General features: G+C 48.9%; 28 protein-coding genes and 1 riboswitch. Of the genes, 8 read left to right on the top strand and 20 right to left on the bottom strand.

Translation table 11 applies throughout. The features are described from left to right. A partial coding sequence (locus tag H8D24_01245) for a sulfite reductase, dissimilatory-type subunit alpha (protein ID MBC8519021.1) occupies positions 1-221 on the top strand: 221 nt, incomplete at its 5' end. A 176-nt stretch (positions 222-397) separates the two neighbouring features. Next, positions 398-874, top strand: coding sequence for a thioredoxin-dependent thiol peroxidase (gene bcp / locus H8D24_01240; protein MBC8519020.1), 477 nt, complete (start codon positions 398-400; stop codon positions 872-874). A 42-nt stretch (positions 875-916) separates the two neighbouring features. Here bcp and H8D24_01235 read toward each other — a convergent pair whose 3' ends face one another. Beyond that, complete coding sequence (locus tag H8D24_01235) at positions 917-1,327, bottom strand: phosphate-starvation-inducible PsiE family protein (protein MBC8519019.1); 411 nt, start codon at positions 1,325-1,327, stop codon at positions 917-919. 126 nt (positions 1,328-1,453) lie between these two features. Here H8D24_01235 and H8D24_01230 point away from each other — a divergent pair, with 126 nt between their 5' ends. Continuing rightward, positions 1,454-2,068 carry a c-type cytochrome gene (locus H8D24_01230; GenBank protein ID MBC8519018.1) on the top strand — a complete coding sequence of 205 codons (615 nt, stop codon included), beginning with the start codon at positions 1,454-1,456 and terminating at the stop codon, positions 2,066-2,068. Between the two features lie 17 nt (positions 2,069-2,085). Then, positions 2,086-2,589 (top strand): DUF302 domain-containing protein, encoded by a 504-nt coding sequence (locus tag H8D24_01225; GenBank protein MBC8519017.1) that lies wholly within the window; start codon positions 2,086-2,088, stop codon positions 2,587-2,589. A 90-nt stretch (positions 2,590-2,679) separates the two neighbouring features. Here H8D24_01225 and H8D24_01220 read toward each other — a convergent pair whose 3' ends face one another. From H8D24_01220 to ccoN, 10 genes are all read right to left on the bottom strand, one after another. After that, positions 2,680-3,162 carry a hypothetical protein gene (locus H8D24_01220; GenBank protein MBC8519016.1) on the bottom strand — a complete coding sequence of 161 codons (483 nt, stop codon included), beginning with the start codon at positions 3,160-3,162 and terminating at the stop codon, positions 2,680-2,682. A 2-nt stretch (positions 3,163-3,164) separates the two neighbouring features. Beyond that, positions 3,165-3,389, bottom strand: coding sequence for a cbb3-type cytochrome oxidase assembly protein CcoS (ccoS, locus tag H8D24_01215; GenBank protein ID MBC8519015.1), 225 nt, complete (start codon positions 3,387-3,389; stop codon positions 3,165-3,167). 13 nt (positions 3,390-3,402) lie between these two features. Further along, positions 3,403-5,883 (bottom strand): heavy metal translocating P-type ATPase, encoded by a 2,481-nt coding sequence (locus tag H8D24_01210; protein MBC8519014.1) that lies wholly within the window; start codon positions 5,881-5,883, stop codon positions 3,403-3,405. 12 nt (positions 5,884-5,895) lie between these two features. Then, positions 5,896-6,432 carry a FixH family protein gene (locus H8D24_01205; GenBank protein ID MBC8519013.1) on the bottom strand — a complete coding sequence of 179 codons (537 nt, stop codon included), beginning with the start codon at positions 6,430-6,432 and terminating at the stop codon, positions 5,896-5,898. An 11-nt stretch (positions 6,433-6,443) separates the two neighbouring features. Then, positions 6,444-7,862, bottom strand: a complete 1,419-nt coding sequence (ccoG, locus tag H8D24_01200; GenBank protein ID MBC8519012.1) for a cytochrome c oxidase accessory protein CcoG — start codon at positions 7,860-7,862, stop codon at positions 6,444-6,446. 168 nt (positions 7,863-8,030) lie between these two features. After that, complete coding sequence (locus H8D24_01195; GenBank protein ID MBC8519011.1) at positions 8,031-8,183, bottom strand: hypothetical protein; 153 nt, start codon at positions 8,181-8,183, stop codon at positions 8,031-8,033. A 12-nt stretch (positions 8,184-8,195) separates the two neighbouring features. Then, entirely contained in the window at positions 8,196-9,113 is a 918-nt protein-coding gene (gene ccoP, locus H8D24_01190; GenBank protein MBC8519010.1) for a cytochrome-c oxidase, cbb3-type subunit III, read from the bottom strand. Next, the gene (locus H8D24_01185) at positions 9,110-9,310 is read right to left on the bottom strand and encodes a cbb3-type cytochrome c oxidase subunit 3 (GenBank protein ID MBC8519009.1); all 201 of its coding nucleotides are present in this window, start codon (positions 9,308-9,310) and stop codon (positions 9,110-9,112) included. The genes ccoP and H8D24_01185 overlap by 4 nt, the downstream gene beginning before the upstream one ends. Before the next feature lie 14 nt (positions 9,311-9,324). Beyond that, positions 9,325-10,050: a cytochrome-c oxidase, cbb3-type subunit II gene (gene ccoO, locus H8D24_01180; GenBank protein ID MBC8519008.1), complete on the bottom strand. Its 726-nt coding sequence runs from the start codon at positions 10,048-10,050 to the stop codon at positions 9,325-9,327. Between the two features lie 16 nt (positions 10,051-10,066). Next, complete coding sequence (gene ccoN, locus H8D24_01175; protein ID MBC8519007.1) at positions 10,067-11,461, bottom strand: cytochrome-c oxidase, cbb3-type subunit I; 1,395 nt, start codon at positions 11,459-11,461, stop codon at positions 10,067-10,069. Positions 11,462-11,740: 279 nt separating this feature from the next. Between ccoN and sbcB the strand changes: the two genes are divergently transcribed. After that, entirely contained in the window at positions 11,741-13,192 is a 1,452-nt protein-coding gene (gene sbcB, locus H8D24_01170) for an exodeoxyribonuclease I (protein MBC8519006.1), read from the top strand. A gap of 38 nt (positions 13,193-13,230) precedes the next feature. Here the strand turns inward: sbcB and H8D24_01165 are convergent, their stop codons facing one another. The 3 genes from H8D24_01165 to H8D24_01155 all read right to left on the bottom strand — a co-directional run bounded on the left by H8D24_01165 (position 13,231) and on the right by H8D24_01155 (position 15,408). Next, complete coding sequence (locus H8D24_01165) at positions 13,231-14,118, bottom strand: TauD/TfdA family dioxygenase (protein MBC8519005.1); 888 nt, start codon at positions 14,116-14,118, stop codon at positions 13,231-13,233. Between the two features lie 85 nt (positions 14,119-14,203). Beyond that, the gene (gene bluB / locus H8D24_01160) at positions 14,204-14,899 is read right to left on the bottom strand and encodes a 5,6-dimethylbenzimidazole synthase (GenBank protein ID MBC8519004.1); all 696 of its coding nucleotides are present in this window, start codon (positions 14,897-14,899) and stop codon (positions 14,204-14,206) included. Positions 14,900-14,944: 45 nt separating this feature from the next. Then, positions 14,945-15,138, bottom strand: a riboswitch (cobalamin riboswitch). A 30-nt stretch (positions 15,139-15,168) separates the two neighbouring features. Beyond that, complete coding sequence (locus H8D24_01155; GenBank protein ID MBC8519003.1) at positions 15,169-15,408, bottom strand: hypothetical protein; 240 nt, start codon at positions 15,406-15,408, stop codon at positions 15,169-15,171. Between the two features lie 80 nt (positions 15,409-15,488). Here H8D24_01155 and H8D24_01150 point away from each other — a divergent pair, with 80 nt between their 5' ends. Together H8D24_01150 and H8D24_01145 are read left to right on the top strand one after the other, a co-directional pair. Continuing rightward, complete coding sequence (locus tag H8D24_01150; protein ID MBC8519002.1) at positions 15,489-15,863, top strand: YkgJ family cysteine cluster protein; 375 nt, start codon at positions 15,489-15,491, stop codon at positions 15,861-15,863. A 43-nt stretch (positions 15,864-15,906) separates the two neighbouring features. After that, positions 15,907-16,779, top strand: coding sequence for a tetratricopeptide repeat protein (locus H8D24_01145; protein MBC8519001.1), 873 nt, complete (start codon positions 15,907-15,909; stop codon positions 16,777-16,779). A 17-nt stretch (positions 16,780-16,796) separates the two neighbouring features. Here the strand turns inward: H8D24_01145 and H8D24_01140 are convergent, their stop codons facing one another. The 5 genes from H8D24_01140 to H8D24_01120 all read right to left on the bottom strand — a co-directional run bounded on the left by H8D24_01140 (position 16,797) and on the right by H8D24_01120 (position 21,556). Next, complete coding sequence (locus H8D24_01140; GenBank protein MBC8519000.1) at positions 16,797-17,693, bottom strand: U32 family peptidase; 897 nt, start codon at positions 17,691-17,693, stop codon at positions 16,797-16,799. A gap of 2 nt (positions 17,694-17,695) precedes the next feature. Then, a complete protein-coding gene (locus tag H8D24_01135; protein MBC8518999.1) occupies positions 17,696-18,694 on the bottom strand; it encodes a U32 family peptidase in 999 nt (332 codons plus the stop codon). Between the two features lie 96 nt (positions 18,695-18,790). Then, positions 18,791-20,044: a 5-demethoxyubiquinol-8 5-hydroxylase UbiM gene (gene ubiM / locus H8D24_01130; protein MBC8518998.1), complete on the bottom strand. Its 1,254-nt coding sequence runs from the start codon at positions 20,042-20,044 to the stop codon at positions 18,791-18,793. A gap of 5 nt (positions 20,045-20,049) precedes the next feature. Further along, positions 20,050-20,982, bottom strand: coding sequence for a TIGR01212 family radical SAM protein (locus H8D24_01125; protein MBC8518997.1), 933 nt, complete (start codon positions 20,980-20,982; stop codon positions 20,050-20,052). Positions 20,983-21,055: 73 nt separating this feature from the next. Continuing rightward, positions 21,056-21,556 (bottom strand): SCP2 sterol-binding domain-containing protein, encoded by a 501-nt coding sequence (locus H8D24_01120; protein ID MBC8518996.1) that lies wholly within the window; start codon positions 21,554-21,556, stop codon positions 21,056-21,058. 206 nt (positions 21,557-21,762) lie between these two features. Here H8D24_01120 and H8D24_01115 point away from each other — a divergent pair, with 206 nt between their 5' ends. Next, entirely contained in the window at positions 21,763-22,185 is a 423-nt protein-coding gene (locus H8D24_01115) for a hypothetical protein (GenBank protein ID MBC8518995.1), read from the top strand. A 294-nt stretch (positions 22,186-22,479) separates the two neighbouring features. On the opposite strand, the gene H8D24_01110 is transcribed toward H8D24_01115, so the two are convergent. Continuing rightward, complete coding sequence (locus tag H8D24_01110) at positions 22,480-25,173, bottom strand: arsenate reductase (azurin) large subunit (protein ID MBC8518994.1); 2,694 nt, start codon at positions 25,171-25,173, stop codon at positions 22,480-22,482. Between the last annotated feature and the right edge of the window lie 10 nt (positions 25,174-25,183).

Genomic DNA, 25,183 nt, shown 5'->3' with positions numbered 1-25,183 from the left:
AGATCAGTGGTGACCACGTTGACTTCTTTGCAGAGAATGCTCTGGAGCATGAGCGCTCCGGCGAGATGATTGAACGTATTGGAATCACCGCTTACCTTGAAGGAATGGGGCTTGAGGTTGATCCAAATATGATCTCTGTTCCTCGTACTACCCCATACGTCAGAATGGATGACTGGGATGAAGAGGTCACCAAATGGGAAGAGCGATCAAATGCAGCGTAGTGGCTTCGCTCGACTCGTGCGCAGAGCGAGAGCGTAAAAGCGCGTAACGTGCAGTTAGGCGAAACTAAGACTACTCCTCTCTTAGTGGTGCCGGTGCCCTTCGGGAAGACCCGAAGGGCATTTTTATTTACAATCAGAAACAACCAGAACAGACATATAGCAAAGGAGAGAGACTAATGTTGGAGACAGGATCCACCATTCCAGAATTCAAAAAGAGTGATCAGAATGGCGACATCAAAACATTTAAAGATCTAAAAGGGAAAAAAGGGTTAATCATCTACTTCTACCCAAAGGACAACACCCCTGGCTGCACCAATGAGGCCAAGGATTTTCGAGATGAAATCACCAGCTTCAGGAAGATGGGGGTTGAAGTGGTTGGAGTATCCAAAGACTCCGCCCGCACCCACACCAACTTCATTACCAAGCATGAACTACCCTTCACCCTGCTTGCCGACAATGACCCAGAGGCAGAGATGTGCGAGGCCTTTGGAGTCTGGCAAGAGAAGAAAAACTATGGGAAGGTCTATATGGGAATTGTCCGCACTACCTATATATTCGATAGCAAAGGCACACTTTTAAAAGCCTACCCCAAAGTCAGGGTAAAGGACCATGTTGAGCAGGTACTAAACGACACTAAAGAGCTAATCAACTAGGGAAGCTCTGATTAAGTCCGATAACTTATCTGTTCCTGGCTATCAGGCTCCAGTCTCATCCTGTGATGAGTAGCGGTTTGAGCTGTACTGCAAGACCAGTACCGCGACACTAAGGACAAAGATTGATCCTGATATCACCATAATGTGGTCGAGTCCCATGGTCTTGATATCAATTGCCAGATAACGGGTCATTGCGGTAATGGTGATAAATAGCAGAAAGATGACTGGAATGCGGTGGGTACGAAAAAAGACACCAATCATCGCCCCCAGTTCAAGATAGATAAAGAGAAGCAGGATATCACTCAATGATGCATACCCCTGATTCATAATAGAGATGTACTCTGTAACTGCAGACCAGGCAATCGTGCCGCCAATAACAAACAGTCCAAGCAGATGAAAGATCTCTACAATATTGTCACCAACTTTTACTACCCCAGAAAATCTATCTCTCATTGATCCAACCTTTTACGTAACTGTGTTAAATACTTCATTTTTGCTCCTCTTTATAGTACCATAGCATTTTGATATTAATCAGAAAATGCTCAGACAATTTAACTTCTAACTAAAGAGGGAGGATCCATGAACCTGAAGAAGACCCTGGTTGCAGCGACAACTCTGCTGCTCCCATTTACTATGCATGCTGCAGATCTTGAAAATGGAGAGAAGCTCAGCCGTAGCTGTGCACTCTGTCACGGAAAATATATGCAGGGTGTAGCCGGTGACCTCTACCCACGCCTGGCTGGACTGCCAAGCGGATATATCGAGAATGAACTGCACCGCCTAAAGGATGGCCGTCGTGAGGCTCACCTCCCAATGTTGATCACCAGTATGGTTGATACATTAAGCGAAAATGATATGTCTGATATCAGTTCATACCTTGAGCATATGCCGGTTCCTGCGGCTCACAGACGTGCAATTCCAAACTCAAAGGGCAATGCATCAGCAGGCAAGAATATCTATGTAAATGAAGAGTGTGATAGCTGCCACCGCAAGGATGGCTCAGGCAAGGCAAAGAAGGGAATCCCTCCTCTGAAGGGTCAGCATACAGACTACCTGTTCAAGCAGATGAAGGATTTCAAAGAGCTTGCCCGAATCCACGACGACGAAGATGAAAAAGAGGATAGCAGCTTTGTTAATATGAACGATATGATGCTACGTGATCTTGTCGCCTACTTCTCAACCATGGATGACTAACAAGGAGGATACGAACCATGAAAATCAAAAATATTTTATCTACGGTTACACTAACCCTGTTCTTCTCAACTGCAGCAATCGCAGAAGAGTCAAGTGTTGGGATATTCAATGTTGAGCAGTCTGTTATCAAGATTGCACTGCGTGATGGAGTATCCAAACATGACGCTATTGATGCAATGATGTCAAAGGCAAACTCTCTGAACATGAAGAGCGTGGGAAGACAGAATGTCTCTGCTGAACTGAACTCACGAGGCCACAATGCACGCCACCTGGAGATCTTCCAGTTCTGTCGCCCTGCAGATGCACGGATCATGGCTGACTTTAATGTTGTATATGCCGCTTACATGCCTTGCCGTATAGCCATGGTTGAAGATACCAATGGTCGTGTCTGGCTGATCACACTCAACCTGGATATGTTGATTGAGGATATGGTGCTTCCAGATGATATCTACACTCTGGCGATCAAAACCAACAGCAACATGCTGACAATAATGTCTGCAGCGGCTACTGGTGAGTTCTGAAGAGAGAGACAAAACGGCAAACCAATAAAAAAGGGAAGAGAGCAATGCTCTCTTCCCTTTTTTTATCTCTAAAGAATCACTCCTAGAGAATCACTCCTCTCCGTTTCCAGCCCTGCCAATGGCAGCAGTCGACATCACAAAAGTTATCAACACCAACACAATTGCCGGCATAACAGCTACACGAGTTAATGCAATAAAGGCTATAGAGTCTGCATCCACAAAAAGGAAAACAAGCCCAATCAAGATCACCACGCTCAGATATCCAATATAGAGCCAGCGAAACCTTGCAAGCGCCGCCTCCCAGTGCCCTCTAATCCAGCCATCTCCACCACCCTTGAAACTTGAGACCATTCGTCGATAGTAGATCAGCAGGAACGTGCTGGACATCAGAGGGACCACCATTCCCCAATATCCAAAGCCGAATGCAAGCGCCCCTGGAACCGCCAAGAGGTGAAAGAAGATCAGATTAAGTACAAACAGTTCATGAGGACGCTTTGCAGACTTGATCTCACTTGTGCGTTTACCATTAACCTCATTAACTCCTTCCCTATTGGCATCATTGTCAACACTCATCCTTAATCTACCCCTCTGCGGATAATCTCCCCATTATCTTCTGGTTTATCATCTGTTTTCACCTCTGATTCCGGGGCATCCGGCATCATATCGTCATCCATCAGAATCCTGGCACCATCACCCTCCAGATCATCATACTGACCTTTGCGGATTGCAATCACCAATATTGCAACCAGAATAACTCCCATCAAAATCATCCCTGGTATCAACACGTAAATAACTTCCATGATTCAGCGACTCCTAAATATTCTTTCCAGTTGCACGGCCACCAACCTCACTTCTTATCCTGGCCGCATTACCGATAACCAGAAGTGAACTGACAGGCATGGAGATTGCCGCCACCAGCGGTGTTATCAGGGCCATCATCGCCAGTGGCACCATTATCACATTGTATAGAATTGAGATCCCAATATTCTGGCGTATGGTTCGCAACGTACGTTGTGAAAGTCGATTAGCCAACTCTACCTGCTCAATCTCACTACTAAGCAATACGATATCTGCGCTCTCAACCGACACATCCGTTCCGGAGCCCATCGCTATCCCAACATCTGCCATAGTCAGTGCCGGAGCATCATTAATGCCATCACCAACCATTGCAATCTGCTCACCACTTTTTTGCAGATCACGGATCACTGCCGCCTTCTCATCTGGAAGAACCTCTGCAATTACACTCATATCTTCACCCAACTCATTAACTACCGCCTCGGCAACCTTTTGTCGATCCCCAGTCAATAGCGAAAACCTCATTCCCTGTTGGCGTAACCGACTCAACAACAGAGCCGTCCCAGAACGCAGTTTATCTGCCAGAGAGAGGCCCCCTACACAGAGACCATTAACTGATAGAAAAACTACACTTTCTGCTTTTGCCTCACTCTCGACAGCAAAATTCATTACACCTGCAGTGATCGATACATCATGCTGCTCCATCCATGCAGCGGTACCAAGCAGACACTCTCTCCCATCAACAATCCCGGATATGCCAGCACCCGGACTATAGGTGAAATTTTCAGCCACACTCTCTCTTGCTACATTGCCCAGCTGCTCCTCTGCCTTACGTACAATTACCTTGGCAACCGAATGTTCCGAATAACGCTCCAGCGCGTATGCAATACGGTAAAATTCTCTGTTATCCCACCCCTCTTCCAGATAAATATCTCTTACCCCAAGTTTGCCCTCCGTCAGGGTTCCGGTTTTATCAAATACGATATGTCGGATGGAGGAGAGCATCTCTAGCACCCCACCATTTTTGATCAATACCCCATGTCTGGCGCCTACTCCTGATGCCACTGCAATTGCCATAGGGGTTGCCAGGCCAAAGGCGCACGGACAAGTAATAATCAATACAGAGGTGGCAGCCATCAATGCAACCTCAAAATCACTCCCTACCCAGAAGAGAAAAGTTACTGCCCCCAGAAATAGTGTTAACGAGACAAACCAGGGGACAATCCTGTCCGCTGTACATTGAATCGGAGCCTTTGATGCCTGCGCATCCTCCACCATATCGATAATCTTTCCAAGGGCACTGTTCTTTAGAACAGCATCCACTCTGAGCCTCATTACTCCATGACCATTTACTGTCCCTGCATACAAAAGATCACCTGGCTTTTTACTGACCGGCAGTGATTCACCACTCAGCATTGCTTCATCAACCTCACTCACCCCATCAATCAACTCTCCATCAACCGGAATTCGTTGTCCCGGCTTAACCATAACCATATCTCCCACAACAAGTGAGCGAACAGGCACCACCTCTTCACTGCCATCCCGTATTATGGTTGCAACCCGAGGCTGTAGATCCATCAGGCGCTGGGTTGATGAGACTGCCTTGCGCTTTGCCGCAGACTCCAGATAACGTCCGATAAGGATCACAAAGATGAAGTTAACAACGGTATCAAAATAGACATCTCCAATCTGACTACCGTTGATCGTTATATAGGTTGAATAGAGGTATGTAGTGGTAGCTCCAATGGCAATTGGAAGATCCATGGTCAGGTGACGTGCCACCATCCCAGTCCATGCCCCCCTCAAGAATGGATATCCTGAATAAAGCAGAGTTGGGGTTGCCAGAGCAAACCCTAGCCAGTGAAACCATGTCCTGAACTCTCCCTGGTCTGCCCCACTGTATAGTGCAATAGATATCCAGAGCAGATTCATCATTGCAAAACCGGCAAAGACCAGTCTATACAGGAGTGACCTATCCCTCTTTCTTAGTCTGCCCTCAGCTGTCTCGGGGTCAAACGGGACCGCTGCATACCCAATATGTGAGAGGCGCTTAATCAGCTCAGACAGTTTGATCTGTGTTTTGTCCCAGCGAAGATGGAGACGCTTCCCACTCAGGTTGACCTGTGCAGAGACAACCCCTGAAATTGGGGTTAATGTTCTCTCTATCAACCAGACGCAAGCGGCACAGTGGATCCCTTCCACCAGCAGATTGATCTCACTGATATTGTCCTCACTACTAACATACTCCTGCTGGATCTCCTCGAGATCAAACAGGGCTGCATCTTCAGATAGTTCAGGTGGAGGAGCAAGCAGTGTTCCCTCTGGGGTACGGTCATAAAAACCCTCCATTCCGGAGTCAAAAATAACCTGGCAGACACTCTTGCAGCCATAGCAACAGAACTCTCTATCTTTACCCTCTACTGAGCCAGATACTACGCCCCCATCAGGAATAGAGAGACCGCAGTGAAAACAGTCGCCTTCTGCGTGGTGTCCACTCATGAAGAGAAGCTGTTACCCCCCCTGAGACTGGGAGGTGGTTTTATCAGTAGTTACATTGATTCTCTGTTCAACCAGATAATCATCTTCTCCCTGCCTGAGAGTCAGCAATAGATCCCACACCCCCTTAAGCAACAGGGTATAACTTGCATGATAATTTCCTGGAGAGACCTCGCTCAAAGAGACAATCGAATCCTGATCTCTATCTGATGGACGGTATAGCTGGAGATTGCCACTCAATCCCTGCACCACATCACCATCCCTATCTGTTACCACAATCTTCAGGGTTGCCGGTCTGGCAACAACCACCTCTCCAGAGTCCATTGATACTGTCCAACCGAGCCTTTCACGAGCCTCTGTCAACTGAATCACCCTTCTCTCATAATCCCTGCCCTGTTCATAGTAGTCATCCTTTACCAGACCAGGGCTAGTCTTGAATGCAGTTACAATCATTCCTCCATTAACGACGAGAACCAGTAGCAGGAGTGCTAACCACCCCACAACCCATGGATTACGAAATGCGCGCTTGCTTGATTGAGACAAAAAACCCATAACTATTTTCCCTAACGTGGTCCTATGAACATACTCTCATATCTTGAGGTAAGTTCTGGTTTCTCTACACCTTCAAGATTGAAGTAGACTGGAGTTGACTGCCCACTCATTGCTCTACGGGGAAGCCTCAGATATACAGTATATGGTGTTACCTTGCCTGGCCTAACCGGGAAGGATTTCTCTGCTCCCACCAACTCAGCCCCATCCAGACCATCAATGGTTACTGTTACGTGCATTTTATCATGAGTCTTGTTGAGAATCTTCAGCTCATACTTGTTCTGGATAGAGCCATCACTTAAAAGTACATATAGTGGCTGACGCTCATGCAGCACCTTGATATCAAGCCCGGATATATTCAGCAGGCCATAGATAATTCCACCCAGAGCAAGAGTCATGATGACTATGTATACCAACACTCTGGGTCGCTTCATCAAGGGGGCCACATTTTTGCCCTCAAGCGCATCGATTGATTCGTAACGAATCAGCCCATGTGGCTTGTTGATTTTCTCCATCACCGAATCACAGGCATCAATACATAATGCACAGGTAATACAACCCTCATCCAGGCCGCCTCTGATATCGACACCGGTTGGGCAGACGGCCACGCACTGATTACAGTCAATGCAGTCACCATTCCCCTCTATAGTCTCCCCCTTCTTGAGACGACCACGTGGCTCGCCACGGTTGAAGTCATAGGTTGGGACTAATGATTCACGATCAAGCATAACTGCCTGAATACGAGCATATGGACAGAGCCAGAGACACGCCTGCTCACGTAAAAAACCTGCCAGAACATATGTACCTGCTGTAAATAGAGCCAATGTTCCCCACTCTGTAGCTGAAGCAGAGAGAGTCAGATAGTCTGCCCAGAGCTGGAAAACATCAGTAAACCAGGCCACAAAACTTACCCCTGTCAGCACCGAGATAACAAGCCATGCAAGATGCTTACGTGCCTTTATCCATAACTTGTCGACACCCCATGCGGCCTTGTCCAGCTTCTTGCGTTTGCCGGGAGCACCCTCCAGCTTCTCCTCAATCCAGGTAAAGGCATCCACCCAGATGGTCTGGAAACAGAAAAATCCACAATAGACCCTGCCAAAAAGGGTTGTTACAACCGCAAGCAGGATTGCCAGAAACAGTAGCACCAGCGATAGCATCCATACGTCCTGAGGAAGTATGGTAAGACCAAAGATATGGTACTGACGACCGGGAATATCAAACAGTATTGCCTGGCTATCATTCCAGCGCATATATGGCCCAAAAAAGAAAATCAACCAGGTTGATGCAGCCAGCCATTTAAGGGTGCGGAACTTGCCAGACATACGCTTGGCATGAATAGTCTCTTCACCAGTATTGATCTTCCACTCACCAGCCTCGGCATAGAGCTCGTCAGCTGCCTGACAACATTGATCTTGTTCTCTCTCTGACATCTAACATATTTCCTGTTTATTACATTTATTATTATTACAAATTGATCGTATTAGCAGACTGTTTCAATAATATTTCCAATCAGCCGATTTTACCATTATTACATATGAAAAAAGGGGAGTAGCTCACACTACTCCCCCTTTTCTACAGACAGACTCTCTATCTATATATCAATCTTCAGAGTGTGTTGAGTTCATCAACGTCCGAATCTTGAACCCAAGATAGATGGCGATAACAGCAGCAATTGCAACCGAAACAATTGAACCCACCACTACCAGATCAACATCTGCTCCAGAGAATGTATTCTTTATGATATCAATCATTATGTTTTCTCCTTATTTTCCGCCACCCAACTGATGGACATAGACAGCAAGCTTTTTGATGGTGCCCTCGCTCAGGCTTTTACCCAAAGGTCCGAATGCAGGCATTACCGCATTGCGTGATTGCGGATCCATCAATTCACCATTAACACCGTGAGCAATTGTATGACGTGCACTAGCCAGGCGATTATCCCCACCTCCCTGCACATCAAAACGCCATACTGCATCTGTCAGGTTGGCAGAACCGAGCGGCGCCAGACCTTTAGCGTCCATACCGTGACAGGCAAAACATCCACCCTTGGTTGGCTCCATAAAGAGAGCCTTACCAGCGGCATGTTCACTGCCCTCACTAAGGGCAACAACGTGCTTGGCAAGATCTTCGATCTCATCACTACTCAGACGCGCCCCGTAAGGGGTCATAATACCCTTGCGACCATTGTTAATAGTGGTCTGAATCTGCTCGACAGTACCGCCATAGAGCCAGTCATCATCAGCCAATACCGGGTAACCTGACTCAGATACTGACATTGCAGCATTTCCTGCACCACCAGCACCATGACATGCCGCACAGTAATCACCGAACAGTACCTTTGCAGAACGTACTGTATAGTTACGGAGCTCATCATCAGCGATGATCATCGCAGGAGTTGTTGCGGGATCATTGATCTGCCTCTCCCACTTCTCACGAACCTGATCAATTGCGCTCAGATCCTGCTTGTACTCACCTACTGCAGTCCAACCCATAGTGCCCTTGGTATACCCATCCAGCGATGGAAGTGCTGGATAGAGGACAAAATAGACAATACAAAATATCCAGCTTGCATGGAAGCCTATGCGCCACCAGCCCGGAGGATCATTACTCAGTTCACGCAGGTTGTCGTCCCAGAAGTGACCTGTATTATTTTCGTTTGGAAACGGATTATTCTCACTCATTTGTTTTCTCCTTCTCCGTCTACCCCGTCAACGAGATAGCGTTGAGATTCTAAATGCTCTTTGTTCTTTGGATGAAAGACCAGGATATAGGCTACAACCATAACGACGGCCACAGTCACAGTAACGATCATTCCCACCCAATCGTTTACTGTCATTGCAGACCAGTCGGTAAAGAAGTAGCTAGTATCCTTATTCATGCTAATAACATCCGTTATTTGCGATAGGTCTTGTTGTAGTCGAGCTTGGCCATGGTTCCGAGCACCTGAAGGTATGCAATTACTGCATCCATTTCAGTCTTGCCCGCCATCTTGGCATTCGCACCGTCGATATCAGCATCGGTATATGGTACGTGACCCACGCCCGGCATCATCTGCATCACCTTCATATGACTCTCAACATCAAAGTCATCCAGTTTGTTCTCTGCCAACCAAGGATAGTTTGGCATGACTGACTCAGGAACAACAGAGCGTGGTGCCATCATATGCTGGCGGTGCCACTCATCAGAGTACTTGCCACCGACACGAGCCAGATCAGGTCCGGTACGCTTTGATCCCCACTGGAATGGATGGTCATACATTGACTCGGAAGCCAGTGAGTAGTGACCATAACGCTCCTTCTCATCACGGAATGGACGGATCATCTGTGAGTGACACAGATAGCACCCCTCACGGATATAGACATCACGCCCTGCCAGCTCAAGAGCAGTATATGGACGGATACCATCACCAGCCTTCCATGTATCCAGAGTATCGCCGTCCTTACGCTGCCAGACGATTTCCGGGTTGGCATTGTGCTCCATGGTCTCATCAATAGTGAAAAGTGGCACGATCTCTACCAGGCCACCAACTGAAACAGCAACCATCACGAAGAGCATCATCAAGATTCCGCTACGCTCGATCTTGTCTTGAAGCTTGGTTGAATAAATCTTATCAGACATATCTATTCTCCTTTCCTTAGACTGTGCGGGCCGGAGCCTTGCGAATTGTCATAACCACGTTGTAAAGCATCACAACGCCCCCAAGCCAGAAAATCAGGCCACCAATTGCACGCATCTTGTAGTAAGGCACCATCGCCGCTACAGACTCTGCAAAGGTATAACTCAGTGTTCCGAACTCATCATAATCACGCCACATCAGACCCTGCATGATTCCGGATACCCACATCGCAGTAATGTAGACTACGGTACCGATGGTAGCGAGCCAGAAGTGGGTGTTGACCAGTTTTGGTGAGTAGATCTTCACATTCCAGAGTCTCTCTACCAGGTGGTAGAGTGCGCCGGCTGCAACCATTGCAACCCAGCCCAGTGCACCGGAGTGTACGTGACCAACGGTCCAGTCTGTATAGTGAGAGAGTGCATTCACTGTCTTCACTGACATTACTGGCCCTTCAAAAGTAGACATTGCATAGAATGCCAGTGAGACAATCATGAAGCGGAGGATGTAGTCATCACGCAGCTTGTCCCAAGCTCCGGAGAGAGTCATCATTCCGTTCACCGCACCACCCCACGAAGGGATAATCATCGCCAATGATACCGCAGCACCAAGTGAACCAGTCCAGTCAGGCAGTGCCGTATACTGAAGATGGTGCGCACCAAGCCATACATAACCGAACATCAGTGCCCAGAAGTGGATCACGGAGAGCCGGTATGAGTAGATAGGACGGTTAGCCTGCTTTGGTACAAAGTAGTACATGATCCCGAGGAAGCCTGCAGTCAGGTAGAAGCCAACAGCATTATGTCCCCACCACCACTGAATCATCGCATCCTGTACTCCCGAGAACAGCGAGTAGGACTTGAAGAGACTTACAGGAATTGCCAGGCTGTTAACCACATGCAGATATGTGATCATTACCAGCATTCCCAGGAAGAACCAGTTTGATACATATATATGAGAGGTCTTCTTGTTCACCAGAGTCATCACGAAGTTGAGGAAGAAGCTCAACCAGACCACGGCAATGGCCAGATCAATTGGCCACTCCAGCTCTGCATACTCCTTGCCCTGAGTAATACCCAGTGGCAGAGTGATTACGGCCGAGACGATGATCAGGTTCCAGCCCCAGAAGGTGAACCATGCCATCCCTGGGCTCCAGATTCTGGTGCCACAGGTACGTTGCACACTATAGAAGGCGGTTGCCATCAAGGTACAACCACCAAATGCAAAGATAACCGCGTTGGTATGAAGAGGACGGAGACGACCAAAAGTCGTATATGGCAGGTCCAGGTTTAATGCCGGCCAGGCCAACTCCGCTGCGATATAGAAACCGACTAGGGTTCCTACAACCAGATAGATAACCGCAGCGATGGAGAACCATCGGACGGCACCAAAGTCATATTTTTCTGCTGCTTCCACGAAAAACCTCCCTAAGGGATCATGAAAAATTAGAAACAAAAGGTGCTTTCGCACCACCAAAAACATTATAAATTGCTATTTAGCAATTTGTTTGCAGAATATCGCAAATAAACTAACTTAATGCAACCGACAGGGAGTCTACACAATAAAAACAGTTATTACAAGAAAAAGCCTTACCTATAGTGAGTTATTTTCTGGGAAAAAATATAGGGAACCTCTGGAAAATCTTAATGGGACAGTGTGGTTGATTAACCATGGTTCTGCTACCCTCGCACAATTATGTCTCCACAAACTTTCTACTGGCACGACTACGAGACTTTCGGCGCTGATACACGCAGTGATCGCCCTGTTCAATTTGCAGGCATTCGTACCGACTATGATCTGAATATAGTTGGTGACCCCTTGATGGTATACAGCAGGCCATCCGCAGACTTTCTTCCCCAACCAGAGGCCTGCATGGTGACTGGGATCACCCCACAGGAGGCGCTTGAAAAAGGGCTGCTCGAGGTAGACTTCATTAGAGAGATAATGGATGAGCTAGCAACACCGGGAACATGTGGTGTAGGTTACAACTCACTGCGCTTTGATGATGAGGTGACCCGCAACACCCTCTATCGAAACCTCTACGATCCATATGAGCGCGAGTATAAAAACGGTAACTCACGCTGGGATCTTATTGATCTGCTCCGCCTCACCAGGGCACTCCGTCCAGACGGTATTGAGTGGCCACTCTATGATGACGGCAAACCAAGCATGAGACTGGAGCATTTGACCATTGCCAATGGCATTGACCACGGCATGGCACATGATGCACTGGCAGATGTCCATGCCACCATTGCCATGGCCAGACTGGTGAAAGAGAGACAGCCACGACTCTACGAATATGTACTTTCTCATAGAGACAAGGCAAGTGCTGGAAGACTCCTCAACCTTAACAGCATGAGTAGTAGCCCCACACCAATCCTCCATGCCTCCTCAATGTTCCCTTCCGAGCATGGCAATCTTGCCGTAGTGCTTCCAATAGCACGCCACCCAACCAATAGTAACGGGGTAATTGTCTATAACCTAAGAGAGGATCCCACTCCCCTGCTCACGCTATCCATTGATGAGATTCACCAACGTCTATTTACCCGTAGTACCGATCTTCCAGAGGGGGTCAAGAGAATCCCGCTAAAAACCATCCACCTAAACAGGTGCCCGGTACTGGCCCCACTCAATACACTAAATGAAGAGACGCAAGAGCGACTCGGAATAGACCTGCAACAGCAACTGGAACATATAGCCCCCCTACAGAACGACCCATATCTTGCAGAGAAGGTTGCTGCGGCTCATCAACTTCATCACTTTCCGGAAGAGAGTGACCCTGACCGTATGATCTACAGTGGATTCTTTGGTGATATCGACAAGCAGCTTATGCGCAAGATCCACTCCCTCTCTCCGCAAGAACTAGCTAGCCAGAAACTACAGTTTGAGGATCCGCGCCTTGGGGAGATGCTATTCCGCTATCGTGCCCGCAACTGGCCAGATTCACTTACCGAACAGGAGCAACAACGGTGGCGGCGCATCTGCCAACACAGAATTATGGATAGTGATGGAGGAGGAACAATCCATTACGAGGAGTACATGCGACAGCTATCCACGCTGACAGAGACCCACGCCAGTAACCCGGAGAAGCTCAGGGTGCTGGAACAGCTGTCAGATTATGGGCAGACGCTGGTGTCAGGTTTTTAAATCACCGGATCCCAGCCTTCGCTGGGATGACGGGTTCCCTAGGTGTTGTGAACACGATCATAATAACGTGCCCGATACATCAGACGCTTCTTCGCCGGATCAGGATCATCGGTAAAGCCGGTTCGATCATGCAGAACATTATTGGAGACAAAGCCCCATCCTGACTGCATGGTTGCGCGGAATATCTGATCACAATCACTCTTTAGCAGATTCTCCAGCCATGCAACCGCCTCTTGTACCAGTGGATCGCTGTTCCAGATGATGTTGCGCTTGCGCATGGTATAACGCATATGCAGATTTCCTGCTGCCGTCTCCAGAAACACCGGGCCGGCACGTTCCGGGCGCAGCTCACACCCATCCACCACATGGTTGGGGATGATCATTGCATCCTCACGCATCAGGGCACAGACATAATCCGGATTCTCATCACGCATCAGCAGATAGGCCATCTCGTGATCCATCACCGCATTCTCCCCACCCTCCATAGCGGGACGTACAAAGTGGAGCAGCAGTGCATAGTTCTGCAGATCCAATCGATTATAGTATCCATCGGTATGCCAGTGGATCTCCTTGTTGGAGTATGGAATATAGGGTGAGTGGATCTCATCAGCCTGTATCGTAATTGCAGTTACCCCATCATCCTCTGCACCACGATTACGATTGATATTGTTACAGCCAAAGCGCATCCCGACGGCACGTGGAATGTGGGTCCCCTCCATATCCCCAATATTGCTGACATAGACCGCCATATTGAATCGACGCACACGATCAAGGATTGCATCATGTTCGGAGTTTGTAATTGTTCTCGGATCGTTGATCTCGACAATCAGGTCACCCACCTCTTGAGGGGCCTCTCTCAGCTTGCGCTCACGCCAGGCCTGGTAGGCAGAATCATCATTAAGGTCAAAGGGGTTGCTGTCACTCATAACTGTACTCCACACGCAATTTCAAATTGCGCCGAATTTTACCACACCAACCAAACGTAACACATTGATATTACGCATAAAACAGTTACAGTTGCCGTATAACATCAAGAAATTCGGTATCTTTCTCCCTCTCTCCCCACTGGTCAAAATGGATCACCTCATCCAGCGGCATTCTGGGTAGCCATCCTGCCTTCTCCAGTTCAGGCTTTTCATGAAATTGTGATACATAACCAACACAGAGGTATGCCACCGGCACCACAGATTCCGGTAGCTCCAGAGTCTCTGTCAATGCATCCGGATCCATAATGCTGACCCAGCCCACACCCAACCCCTCACTGCGTGCTGCCAGCCAGAAATTTTGCACTGCACAGACACTGCTATAGAGATCCATCCACTCCATATGGGTACGGCCTATTACTACAGGCCCGGTACGGGAACGGTCACAGGTTATTACCAGATTCAGCGGTGACTCCAGAATCCCCTCCAGCTTGAGGTTACGGTAGGTATCCTGCTTCTCCTCAGGAAACATATCTGTCGCCTCGGCATGCGCCTTGTTGAATAGTTCATGAACTCTTTTGCGCACATCCATGGAACGAATCACCATAAAATCCCACGGTTGCATAAAGCCAACCGAGGGGGCATGGTGCGCCGCATTGAGCACCCGTCCAAGAACATCATCCGGCACCGGATCTGCCAAAAATTCACCTCTGACATCGCGGCGATTAAAAATTGCCTTGTATACAGCTGCACGTTCATCATCTGAAAAAGCATGTTTTTCCATTATAGTCCCCTTATGAAAAACATCTGAAGAGGCCACTCCACGGCATCTCCTGTTACTCTCTCAGGCCGGTCTTCTGACTCTGGTTCAACTCTCTCAACCCCCTTCCCGATCACAGGATCAGTGGGTTCTGGTTGAGAGATCCCCATTACAGCGCTGGGCACGTAGCGGATTTACACCGCTTTCCCGATTCTTCCCATCTCCAGACCTGGAGAGAGGACACCCGAGAGATCGAAAACTGATTCTACATCAAAACTCGTTGGCCTCTACCTCTAAATATGCGTGGCTGGCATGACACTTGATCCAGGGTCAACTATCACCACACCAGCATCTGTTATAACAATCCCGGGATTATTCATAAACCCCTGATTCTCTACATTTGGCACCCCAAGTGGCCCATGAATTACCCATGTGTTTTCTGCAACCTGTTCAAACGGATAGTCACGCACCACATTTTCTGCAACTACACCAGATGCAAACAGCACCATAAAAAACGCAATCAATCTTCTCATCCATCAACTCCTCTGGTTTGGTATTCTTGTAGGCCAACTATATTATTGACCATTCTACCCGGACAGTATTCCAAATAGTGATGACAAAAATCACCACAGAAAACAAATGTAGCTTCTGCAGTGGAACCAAATGTTGCAGTTACTTTACTCAACAGGTTGATACTCCACGCAGCAAAGATGACTTTCAGACCCTGCTCTGGCAGATTGCCCATCGGGATATAGAGATTTATCAGGATGAAGATGGCTGGTTTCTGATAATAAATAACCGTTGTCAATTCATCGGCAACGGTGGCAGTTGCACCATTTATGACCAACGCCCAACTGTCTGCAGGGAGTACGATAACGATTGGTGCGAATATGATGAACCGGCTGAGAAACATTTCAGACGTTACTTCACCAGTTATGACGAGCTTCTGGCATACTGCCGCAAACGATTCAAGCGGTGGGACAAGTAGGTCTCGCCACACCCACTATCCGGACAATTTCAGGAACAGAAAAATGAGTACAGACAACCAGCCTTCAACATATATTGTTGATGTAAATGAGAGCAACTTTGAGGATGAGGTAGTTAAAAAATCCTTTACTGTTCCGGTGATGGTCGATTTCTGGGCCCCCTGGTGCAATCCGTGTAAAACCTTAATGCCGATAGTCACCAAGCTGGCCGAGGAGTTTGGTGGAAAATTCATTTTGGCAAAGGTCAATGTGGATGATAATCAGCCACTAGCTGGAAAATATAATGCACGCAGTGTTCCGACAGTAAAAATATTCCGTAATGGAGAGGTGGTTGATGAGTTTATGGGAGCACAGCCAGAGGGAAATGTACGCAAGGTTCTGGGCAACCATATTGAAAGTGAATCCGACAAATTAAGAGCCAAGGCTGGTGAGCTGGTCAAGCAAGGCAATGTTGACGAAGCAGTCACGCTTCTGCAACAGGCTAATCAGGAGGATCCCGATAACCCCGGGGTACGGATGGACCTGATTGGTGCACTATTTGCCAAGGGTGATTATGAGAGTGTTGAGCAGGCTGTTGCCGCCCTCCCTGTCAATGAGAGAGAGGCACCGGAGATCAAGGAGCTTGAGAACAGACTTCTGTTTGTAAAAGCAGCTGCAGATGCCCCGTTAGCAGATGAGCTGATGACACTTATTGAGAAAGATCCAAACGATAGCGCATCACGCTACCGTCTTGCTGCCAGAATGGTGGTTGACGGCGAGACGGAGAGTGCGCTTGGTGAGCTCTTAAACCTGATGATGAGAGACCGTGAATATGGTGATGATGGCGCACGCAAAGGGATGCTGGCAATACTGGAATCAATCCAGGATCCGGCAGTAGCAGGGACATGGCGGCGCAAGATGGCGAGTGTCATCCTGTAACCATTCTGACTTCAGTGTCAGGCCGGTTCTGTCTGCGCTATCCCCGCCTCACCACGCCAGTAACCATCCACCCCACCATTGGGCAAATAACTTGCGGCCTGCTCCATTGCATCTTTGACGGATATGTCACCACGCTGAAGTTGATCAAACAGGGCGATTATCTCTGGAGTAAATTGTGACTGCGGACTGATTCTTACTACATCCACCCCAAGTTCACGCATCTCCTCCATTGCACCCAACAAATTACAGCTCTGTGCCGACTGGGTCTGGATTCCATTGATGGTAAGGAACGGCTCACCCTCCTTGGTATTCAACAACATTCCATCAGGATCAGCCAGACATCTATACTGGCAGTCATCTTTTGGTAGCTCATAGTGGCGTGCTGTATAGCAACGGGCAGCATATGCCAATGGGATTCTTCCCCATGCGAAGACCTCTGTCTCTACCAAATCCGGGCGCTCTGCCTGCAGTTCGCGCAAGGTATCCCGAGATAGCTCGACCGGAAGAACCCAGCGACTCATTCCAGCCTCAGCCAACACCTTCATGGTGCCCTGGTTATAGATATTTACCGAGTGTCCGACCACAAAATTTGCGCCCTGCCCGGAGAGCAGATTAACAGCCGCAAGGTCATTTGCCTCCACCAGAAACTCGCCATTGCCACATATTCTTCTCAGGGTTTTAAGCTCCGATTCAGCCTCCAGCAGTGCCAATGTAGAGAGCACCACCTCTTTCCCTGCCGTCTTGAGTTGCTGTGCGATCTCAATCCACTGGTCTGTATTAAGAGAGCGGCGCTTGGAACAGATGGTCTCTCCCAGATAGACAATATCTACCGGAGACTCTGCCACCTTGCGGTAGAACGATCTAATATCCTCCTCAGGCCAGAAGTAGAGGATTGGGCCCAGTGAGATCTTCATCTCTATTGCCACGAACGGTGGTAGGCACCAAGTGTAGTCTGTGCCCCCTCCGCCACCTTGCTTAACTCTGCATTCCATGCATCCTTGACCTGGAATGCCTCAGGATTACGTTTGCAGGCATCAATAGCCTCGCGCCAAACCCTGGTTACCTGCGCCACATAGGCAGGGCTGCGCTGACGCCCCTCAATCTTGATTGCAGCAATCCCCATATCCATCATCTCTGGCAACAGCTCCAGGGTATTCAGACTAGTGGGTTCCTCAATTGCGTACCCCTCCTTGCCCTGGACCTCGAAACGACCCTTGCAGATGGTTGGATAGCCAGCACTCTCGCCAGCGTTATAACTGTCCACCAGAATACCGCCCAGCCTGGTCTCCATGCCGCCATCATCACGCTCAATCCACTCCACATGGCTACCCGGAGAGCAGGCACCATAGGTGTTTGGAGATCTGCCTGTTGCATAGGAGGAGAGCAGACAACGCCCCTCCACCATCACACAGAGACTGCCAAAACCAAACAACTCAAGTGGAACTGGGGTGTGCTCTGCAAGATGACGTACCTGCGGGGCAGAGAGTACCCGGGGGATAACCACCCTGCTTATGCCGAATGTTTTATGCATGAAGCTGATCGCCTCATAGTTGGTTGCCGACCCCTGAACCGAGAGGTGCAGTTTCAGATCAGGCCAGCGGTTGGCTGCGTAGTCGAGAATTCCCATATCTGCCAGGATAACTGCATCAATCCCGGCCTCGGCGGCACGGTCTACTGCACTGGTCCAGCGCTCCCAGCCGCTCGGTTGTGGGAAGGTGTTGATGGCTGCAAACATTCTGGCGCCATGGCTGTGAGCATACTCAATCCCCTGCCCGATATTATTCTCATTAAAATTGAGCCCGGCAAAATTTCTGGCGTTCGTGTCATCCTTAAACCCCATATATACCGCATCAGCGCCATTATCGACCGCTGCTTTCAGTGAGGGAAGATTACCTGCCGGACATACCAATTCCATCGGGGGATTGTAGTTGATTCACCCTGCAGAATCGAATGCTATAACAGCAAAATTTGATTCAGATCACCCCAGCCATTAAGCTTTTTCAGCGGCTCCCTAACGGGTTGAGTATTTAGGAAATTTCTTCGGGATCCGCTCGGTAATTCCATCCAGCAAATGGAGATCGATCCCACCTGTCCCCCCAACCTCAGTCAGCTTGTGAATAATTGCCCACTGCACCGGAGGGAAGTTGTTGCCAAAGCGCAGTGCCGCCTTTCTCAATAGTCGTGCCGCGGCACTATCATTGGTAAAGAGACGCACAATGGCATTTGTTCCATGATAGATGGGACGACTGGCAACCATCTGCTGGCGCTCATAGTGACCCAGCACAGAGTGACCATAGAACGGTTCACCTCTGCTGATCGCACTCTTCATGGCCGTTGCCAGGGTATTCTGTCCACGCAGGCCAAGATTGAATCCATGTGCAGTTACCGGATGCATGCCAACTGCCGCATCCCCCAGCAGAGCATAACGGGTGCCCACAAAGTGGTTGGCATGAACCGCCACCAGCGGATATGAGAAACGCTCGCCCTCCAGCTCCATTCTGCCAAACTCTCCACCCAGCCCCTCCTCGATGGTTGTGTTGAAATCATCAACTGTCATCTCCATATATCGCTTCGCCTGATTAGAGGGGACGGTAATTACCACTGAGGCACGGTTACCATTCAATGGAAGCAGGGCCAGAGTACGGCTATAACGAAAACACTCATAGGCAGTTTCATGGTGGGGCTTTTCATGAGTGACACGACAGACTATTGCGGTGCGACCAAAATCGAACATATCTGCCGATATCCCCATCATTCTGCGCGTACCGGAGAATCTGCTGTCGGCAGATACCACCATCTCTGTCTCTATCTGCTCTCCTGTAGAGAGTGTTACTGATGCGGAACCACTATTTGTGCTCAGGGCTGTCACCTCAACACCGCAACGAATCTCTACATTACGCGCCTCTGAGACCTGCTCATAAAGAGCTTTGCGAATTACATGGTTGGATATGAGATATCCAAGCTCATCTATCGAGCGTCCACTGGTATCGAAACGTAGTGCATAATCAGAGTCGCCATCCACCACTCTGGCCGCCTTTAATGGGGCTATCTCCTCTGCCGGAATGCGCTGCCAGACCCCCAACTCTTGCATAACCTTTTTTGAGAGGTGGGTGTTGGCAAAATCTCGGCCGTCCATTTTCGGGTTCTGTAGCGAATCCAGATCCTGTCGCTCCAGGATCAACACCCCAATACCACTCTCAGCCAATGAGCAGCCAAAACTGAGGCCGGCAGAACCTCCACCAATTACAACAATGTCATACTGCATGGTACTCATACCGCTTTTACCTGTGATATCAGATTATCCGTATCTACCTGACGGCGCGCCAACTCATCCTCAATGGCATTGAGAACCAGCCATTTCTTACTGCACCACGCAGGATCCAGCAGAATATCTTCCGATGCTGTAGCAGTAAGACGGTGGTAGACCATGCTATTCGGGGCCTGTTCAATCCAGTTGACCACAACGTTCACATACTCCTCCTGGGTCAATGAGACAAAATCCCCACTGCGCCACTCATTGGCCAACATTGTCCCCTTGACCACATGCAGAGGGTGAAATTTAAATCCATCAGTTCCCAACTCGAGCACTCGCTCCATGCTCTCGCGATAATGGTATGCATTTTCACCAGGGAGTCCTGCAATAAGATGAGTGCAGAGCTGAATCCCCCGCAGTTGTGCCGACCTTACAGCCTGACGATATTCCGAAAAGTAGTGAAGTCGATTGACTCGATCAAGGGTCTCATCAAAGGCGGATTGCAGACCAAGCTCCAGCCATATCTCATAACCCTCCTCACGATAACCTGCCAACAGATCCAGTACCGGATCTGGGACACAATCTGGGCGTGTGCCAATCGAAAGACCAACCACATCCGGCTCATCCAATGCCTCTCGATACATCTTGTCCAGAACATCCGGGTCTGCATAGGTATTGGTGTAGGCCTGAAAATAGGCAATATAACTCTGTGCGCCCGTACGTTTGCGAATCACCTGCCTGCCGGACTCAATCTGCTCGGCAACAGTTCGTGGATTTCTGCCATGTGGGCTAAAAGAGATATTATTACAAAAAGTACAGCCGCCACGCCCCTTGGAGCCATCGATGTTTGGGCAGGTGAAGCCGGCATCAATCGACACCTTGTGCACCCGCTCGCCAAAACGGGCCTGCATTGTGCTTCCAAATGTGTGGATATAGTCGGTCAGCGCCATGGGGCGAAAGTATATCGGATCCCCCGGGGAATCAGTAGAGGAGCGAGGGAAATTTCCTGATAAAAAAGGTTGGTTACTTTGATCTTGTCTGATAGAAGCTCATAGCCTTGTTAAAGGCCATGCGCAGTGGGGCAGGAATCGATAGAGCCTCGACATCCAGTCCGTATATAAGATTTTTGGTCTCCAGCCCCAACTCTACATCACCCTCAAGCCGAATACGACGCTGGAAAAAGAGAGTATCAGGATCCTCCTTGCCCAGTGATAACTGCAAAAAATCGTAGAGATCACCACTAATAGCAAGGTCAATCGGCCCCTCTCCGGAGTGGGCCACCAACCCCTTGCGCCCCTTGGTGAAACGAAACTCCACCCCGGCATCCAGCAGGCGAATCACTGCAGTACGCGACTCCAGAAAATCGAGATCACCCTCACTCAGCTGCTGCTTGAACAGATGGTTAAGCACCGCAACCAACAGCTGCGTATGGACCACATTGGGTACCATTTTCAGTGGTGCTGCAATAAATGGGGGAATCTTCGGATTCAGTCCCGTCTCAACAGATTGGTAACTATTTTGCATCTGCCTAATTGTACCTTAATTAAGCAGATGCCTCGATCTATCATCATGACTGCCAGCAATTTACTTTGAAAAACTACTATTAATAGCTACTATTTTGGTTGGCCATAAACAACTAAAACAGTAAAGTTAAAACCCTTGGACAGGATGGCATGAGAAGTAGGAATCTCATCCAGACCATACACAACCCATTGATATTGGAGATAAAGATGGATCAAGATCTTCTTGATGAGCAACACAGTCTGTTAGGGACACTATCGGCAATCAGAAGCCATTGTGGTAGTGGTCATTTTGATATCCCCTACCTGGTGAATGAGCTGCAAAAATTCACCACCTCTCTATCAGAGTACTTCTCCGTAGAGACTGACCACATTAAATCAACCATCAGCCAACCCGATTGCCCTGCTGAAACAGTCGCTTATGGAAAAAAACTATTCGCAGATGCTGACCAGATCACAGACAGGCTTGGAAAGTTTGTACGTGACCACTGGGGTAGCACCAAAGGCAAAGAGATACCGTTTAACGATTTTCAGATTGAGATGATTGATATCCTCAACGAGGCTGAAGAGAGGCTAAATGGTAAAAAAGGGGAAGATACACCCTTCTTTCACCTACAAAATCCCCACTTCTAGCACTACATCAACCATTCACACAGATGCACCGGTTCGCTTGGAGAAGTGAACCGGTGCGGTGCCTGCTCCCTCTTCATACTAATGTAGGAATAATAATCGGAGATCACAACAGACACTTAAGACTATAGTTGATTACTGATTCTACTGAATTGACCTGGATCAATTTTTCTACCTATGGTTAGTTAGGGAGCCTCTGAAAAAGTTTTTTCAGAATTTTCACAAGGATTCAAACACCATAAAAAAACCCCGGTAGCATTTAAGCTACCGGGGTTTTTCACAACACGAAGGTCAGATCTAGATGATATTACGTGGTGCGAAGGACATGGAGCGGAACTCCTTCTTGTACTTCGACTCACCAATCTTCTTGACCCTGGCCACACCCATCTTGTAGTTGTAGTTACCACTGATCTGATCGACCACGCGGTTCTGCAACGCATTGTTGGGCTGGCGCATATCCAGCATATTGCCGTACATCATTCCCTTCTTCAGGTGGGGAGCGATTACTGCAACGGCTGTGACTGCGGCCTTGGTTAGCTTGAGATGACCATTCTTCATCATCTCAGAGAACTGGAAGTCATTGCCATGAACACCGAGGATGGTGTCCTTGGACTCGACCACACGATCAGAGTAGAGCATGACCTGATCACCAGACTCGATTCCACGAGCCTTGGCATCATCAGGATGGATCTCTACCCAGTTCTCAGGCCAACGCTGTGTCACGTAAGGACGACGCTCAACATCATCAAATCCAGACTGCCAGATCTCGTTGATACGACCATTCGAGAACCAGAGCTCGTCCCCCTTGGGAGAGAGCCAATCATGGAAGTCTGCAAACAGTTTCCATGGATGCTTCTGGATATTGACCTTACCGGTCTGAGAGTTGAAGTGCGTCATCTTCTTGTTGGTCATGTTGGCACCCTGGGTGACACCCATACGCTCCATATCTGCTTCAGTCAGTGTAGTGTCATGGAGACGCTTGGTTCCATGCAGTTCACCGGTGTTGTAGTTATAGACTGTTGGTCCCTGGATACCAGTAGTACCAAACTCACGCATCTTCTCATGGAAGGTTTTACCCTCACGATGTGCCGCGACCTTGATCATATGGTATGCCTTACGGTTACCACGGCTGGAGCGTGTAGACTCCTCCGCAACCTCATTGGCGCTCTTCCAGTCGAAGCCTTCGTAGCCCATACGGCTCGCCATTCCACCAATAATCCACCAGTCTGGCATTGCCTGTCCTGGGGCATCGTAGAACTTGTTGTAGATACGAAGACGACGCTCACCGTTTGATCTGGTGAAGTCAGACTCACCCCAGGTTGCAGCCGGGAAGACCACATCCGCGAAACGGGCACCGATTGGATCACGTAGATAGATATCCTGATTGATCACAACCATACCACCAGAATCAGCACGCTTCTTCAGGGTCTCGATGATATCACCCTTATCATAGGATTTAACCTGATTAGGGTTGGCAAGTACCAGCTCATGGAACTTGTGGTAGAGGCTCTGAGAACCGGTCATTGCCTGAATCCAGGTAGTGCCGATTACGTGTGCAAAGCGGGTGTGACCGGAGATCAGGTAACGATCGGTGTCGAGTGAACGACGACGACGACCTGGACGCTTCTCTGGAGACTTGTTACGAGGATAGCTACCGCCACCTGCACCACCACGCTGGTGACCACCGAAGCGACCAACAACCTGTCCTGGACGTCCGCCGGCACCACAGATGGTTGCCAGTGAAGATACAGCATTGGTGTTACCGGTATTGTTGGACCAGTAGTAGCCCTTCTCGATACCGAAGGAGGCCTTGGTTCCAGCGCCCTTGTTGGTGAGCCACTCAGCAGCCTTGATGATATCTGCAGCAGGAACATCACAGATCTTCGCGGCATTCTCTACCTTGTACTCATCCTTGGACTGAACCCACTTGCTGTAGCCTTTATAGCCACCCTTGAGCTGGAACATGCCCCAGGTTGTACGCCACTGCCATGGGGTATTACGGGTTCCCTGACCGAAGCCGGAAGAGGTCTCCCACTTGCTGTTGACCCAGTTGTTTACCCAATCCTTGTCCTCCCATCCGTTCTCACAGATGACACGGGCAATTGCACCCATAAGCACCGTATCGGTACCAAGTGTCAGCTGGAAGTGGATAGTCTGATCAGGACCCTTGCTGTTTGCATAGGCGATACCGGCAGTCTCACGAGGATTCAGCCAGATGGTCTTCATGCCACGCTCAATCGCAGGTTTGATGAACTGCGTATAGATAATGGTCTTGGTCTCATACGGATCTGTACCATGGATCTGCAGTACATCTGCATCTCCCCAGTCATCATATGATGGGCCAAAGTTATCGAAACCGGCATCACGGAAACCTGGTGTAGAGGTTACGTCAGATGGGGTATCGTGGAAGGTGAAGGATGCAGTATTTACATTACGACGTGCATACTTCTTGATCGCATAGGTGTTCTCAAGATACTGGTAGGAGAATGTCTTCACCGAGTAGGCGTTAGCGCCATGGTTCTTGATGACATACTTACCAACCTCAGCAGCAATATCGAGAGCGAAGTCCCAACTAACTGGCTGAAGGGTACCGTTGATACGTACCATAGGATTGGTGAGACGATCACGGGTAGGGGTCTTTGGATTGTAGCACTTGGCTGCAAGCAGACCACCACGCATGGAGGAGTCACCGGTTTTGTTAACCGCTTGAGTGTCCTTATCAGGGACAACGATCACGTTATGTGGACGACCACCGTGCATAACAACATTATGCTGTGCAGGGGCTACCCAGTTTTGAAGGGCGCTGGTTGGGAAGTCCTGACCGAATGCATTTGCATCAGCAGTTGGACCACCATCACCAGAGCCGACAGGCCAGCGATAGACTTTATAGCCACAGGCAACAATACAGTAGTCACAGGCTGTAGTCAGGACTTCCGCATGCTTGGGTGGCAATGGTGCGGAGTCTTCTGGCAGATAATAATTTGTAGACATATCTTTTTCT

It is taken from the genome of Candidatus Thiopontia autotrophica, assembly GCA_014384675.1.
GTDB lineage: Bacteria > Pseudomonadota > Gammaproteobacteria.
Note: the sequence above shows the minus strand (reverse complement) of the source record. Positions and strands in the feature narration are given on the sequence as shown.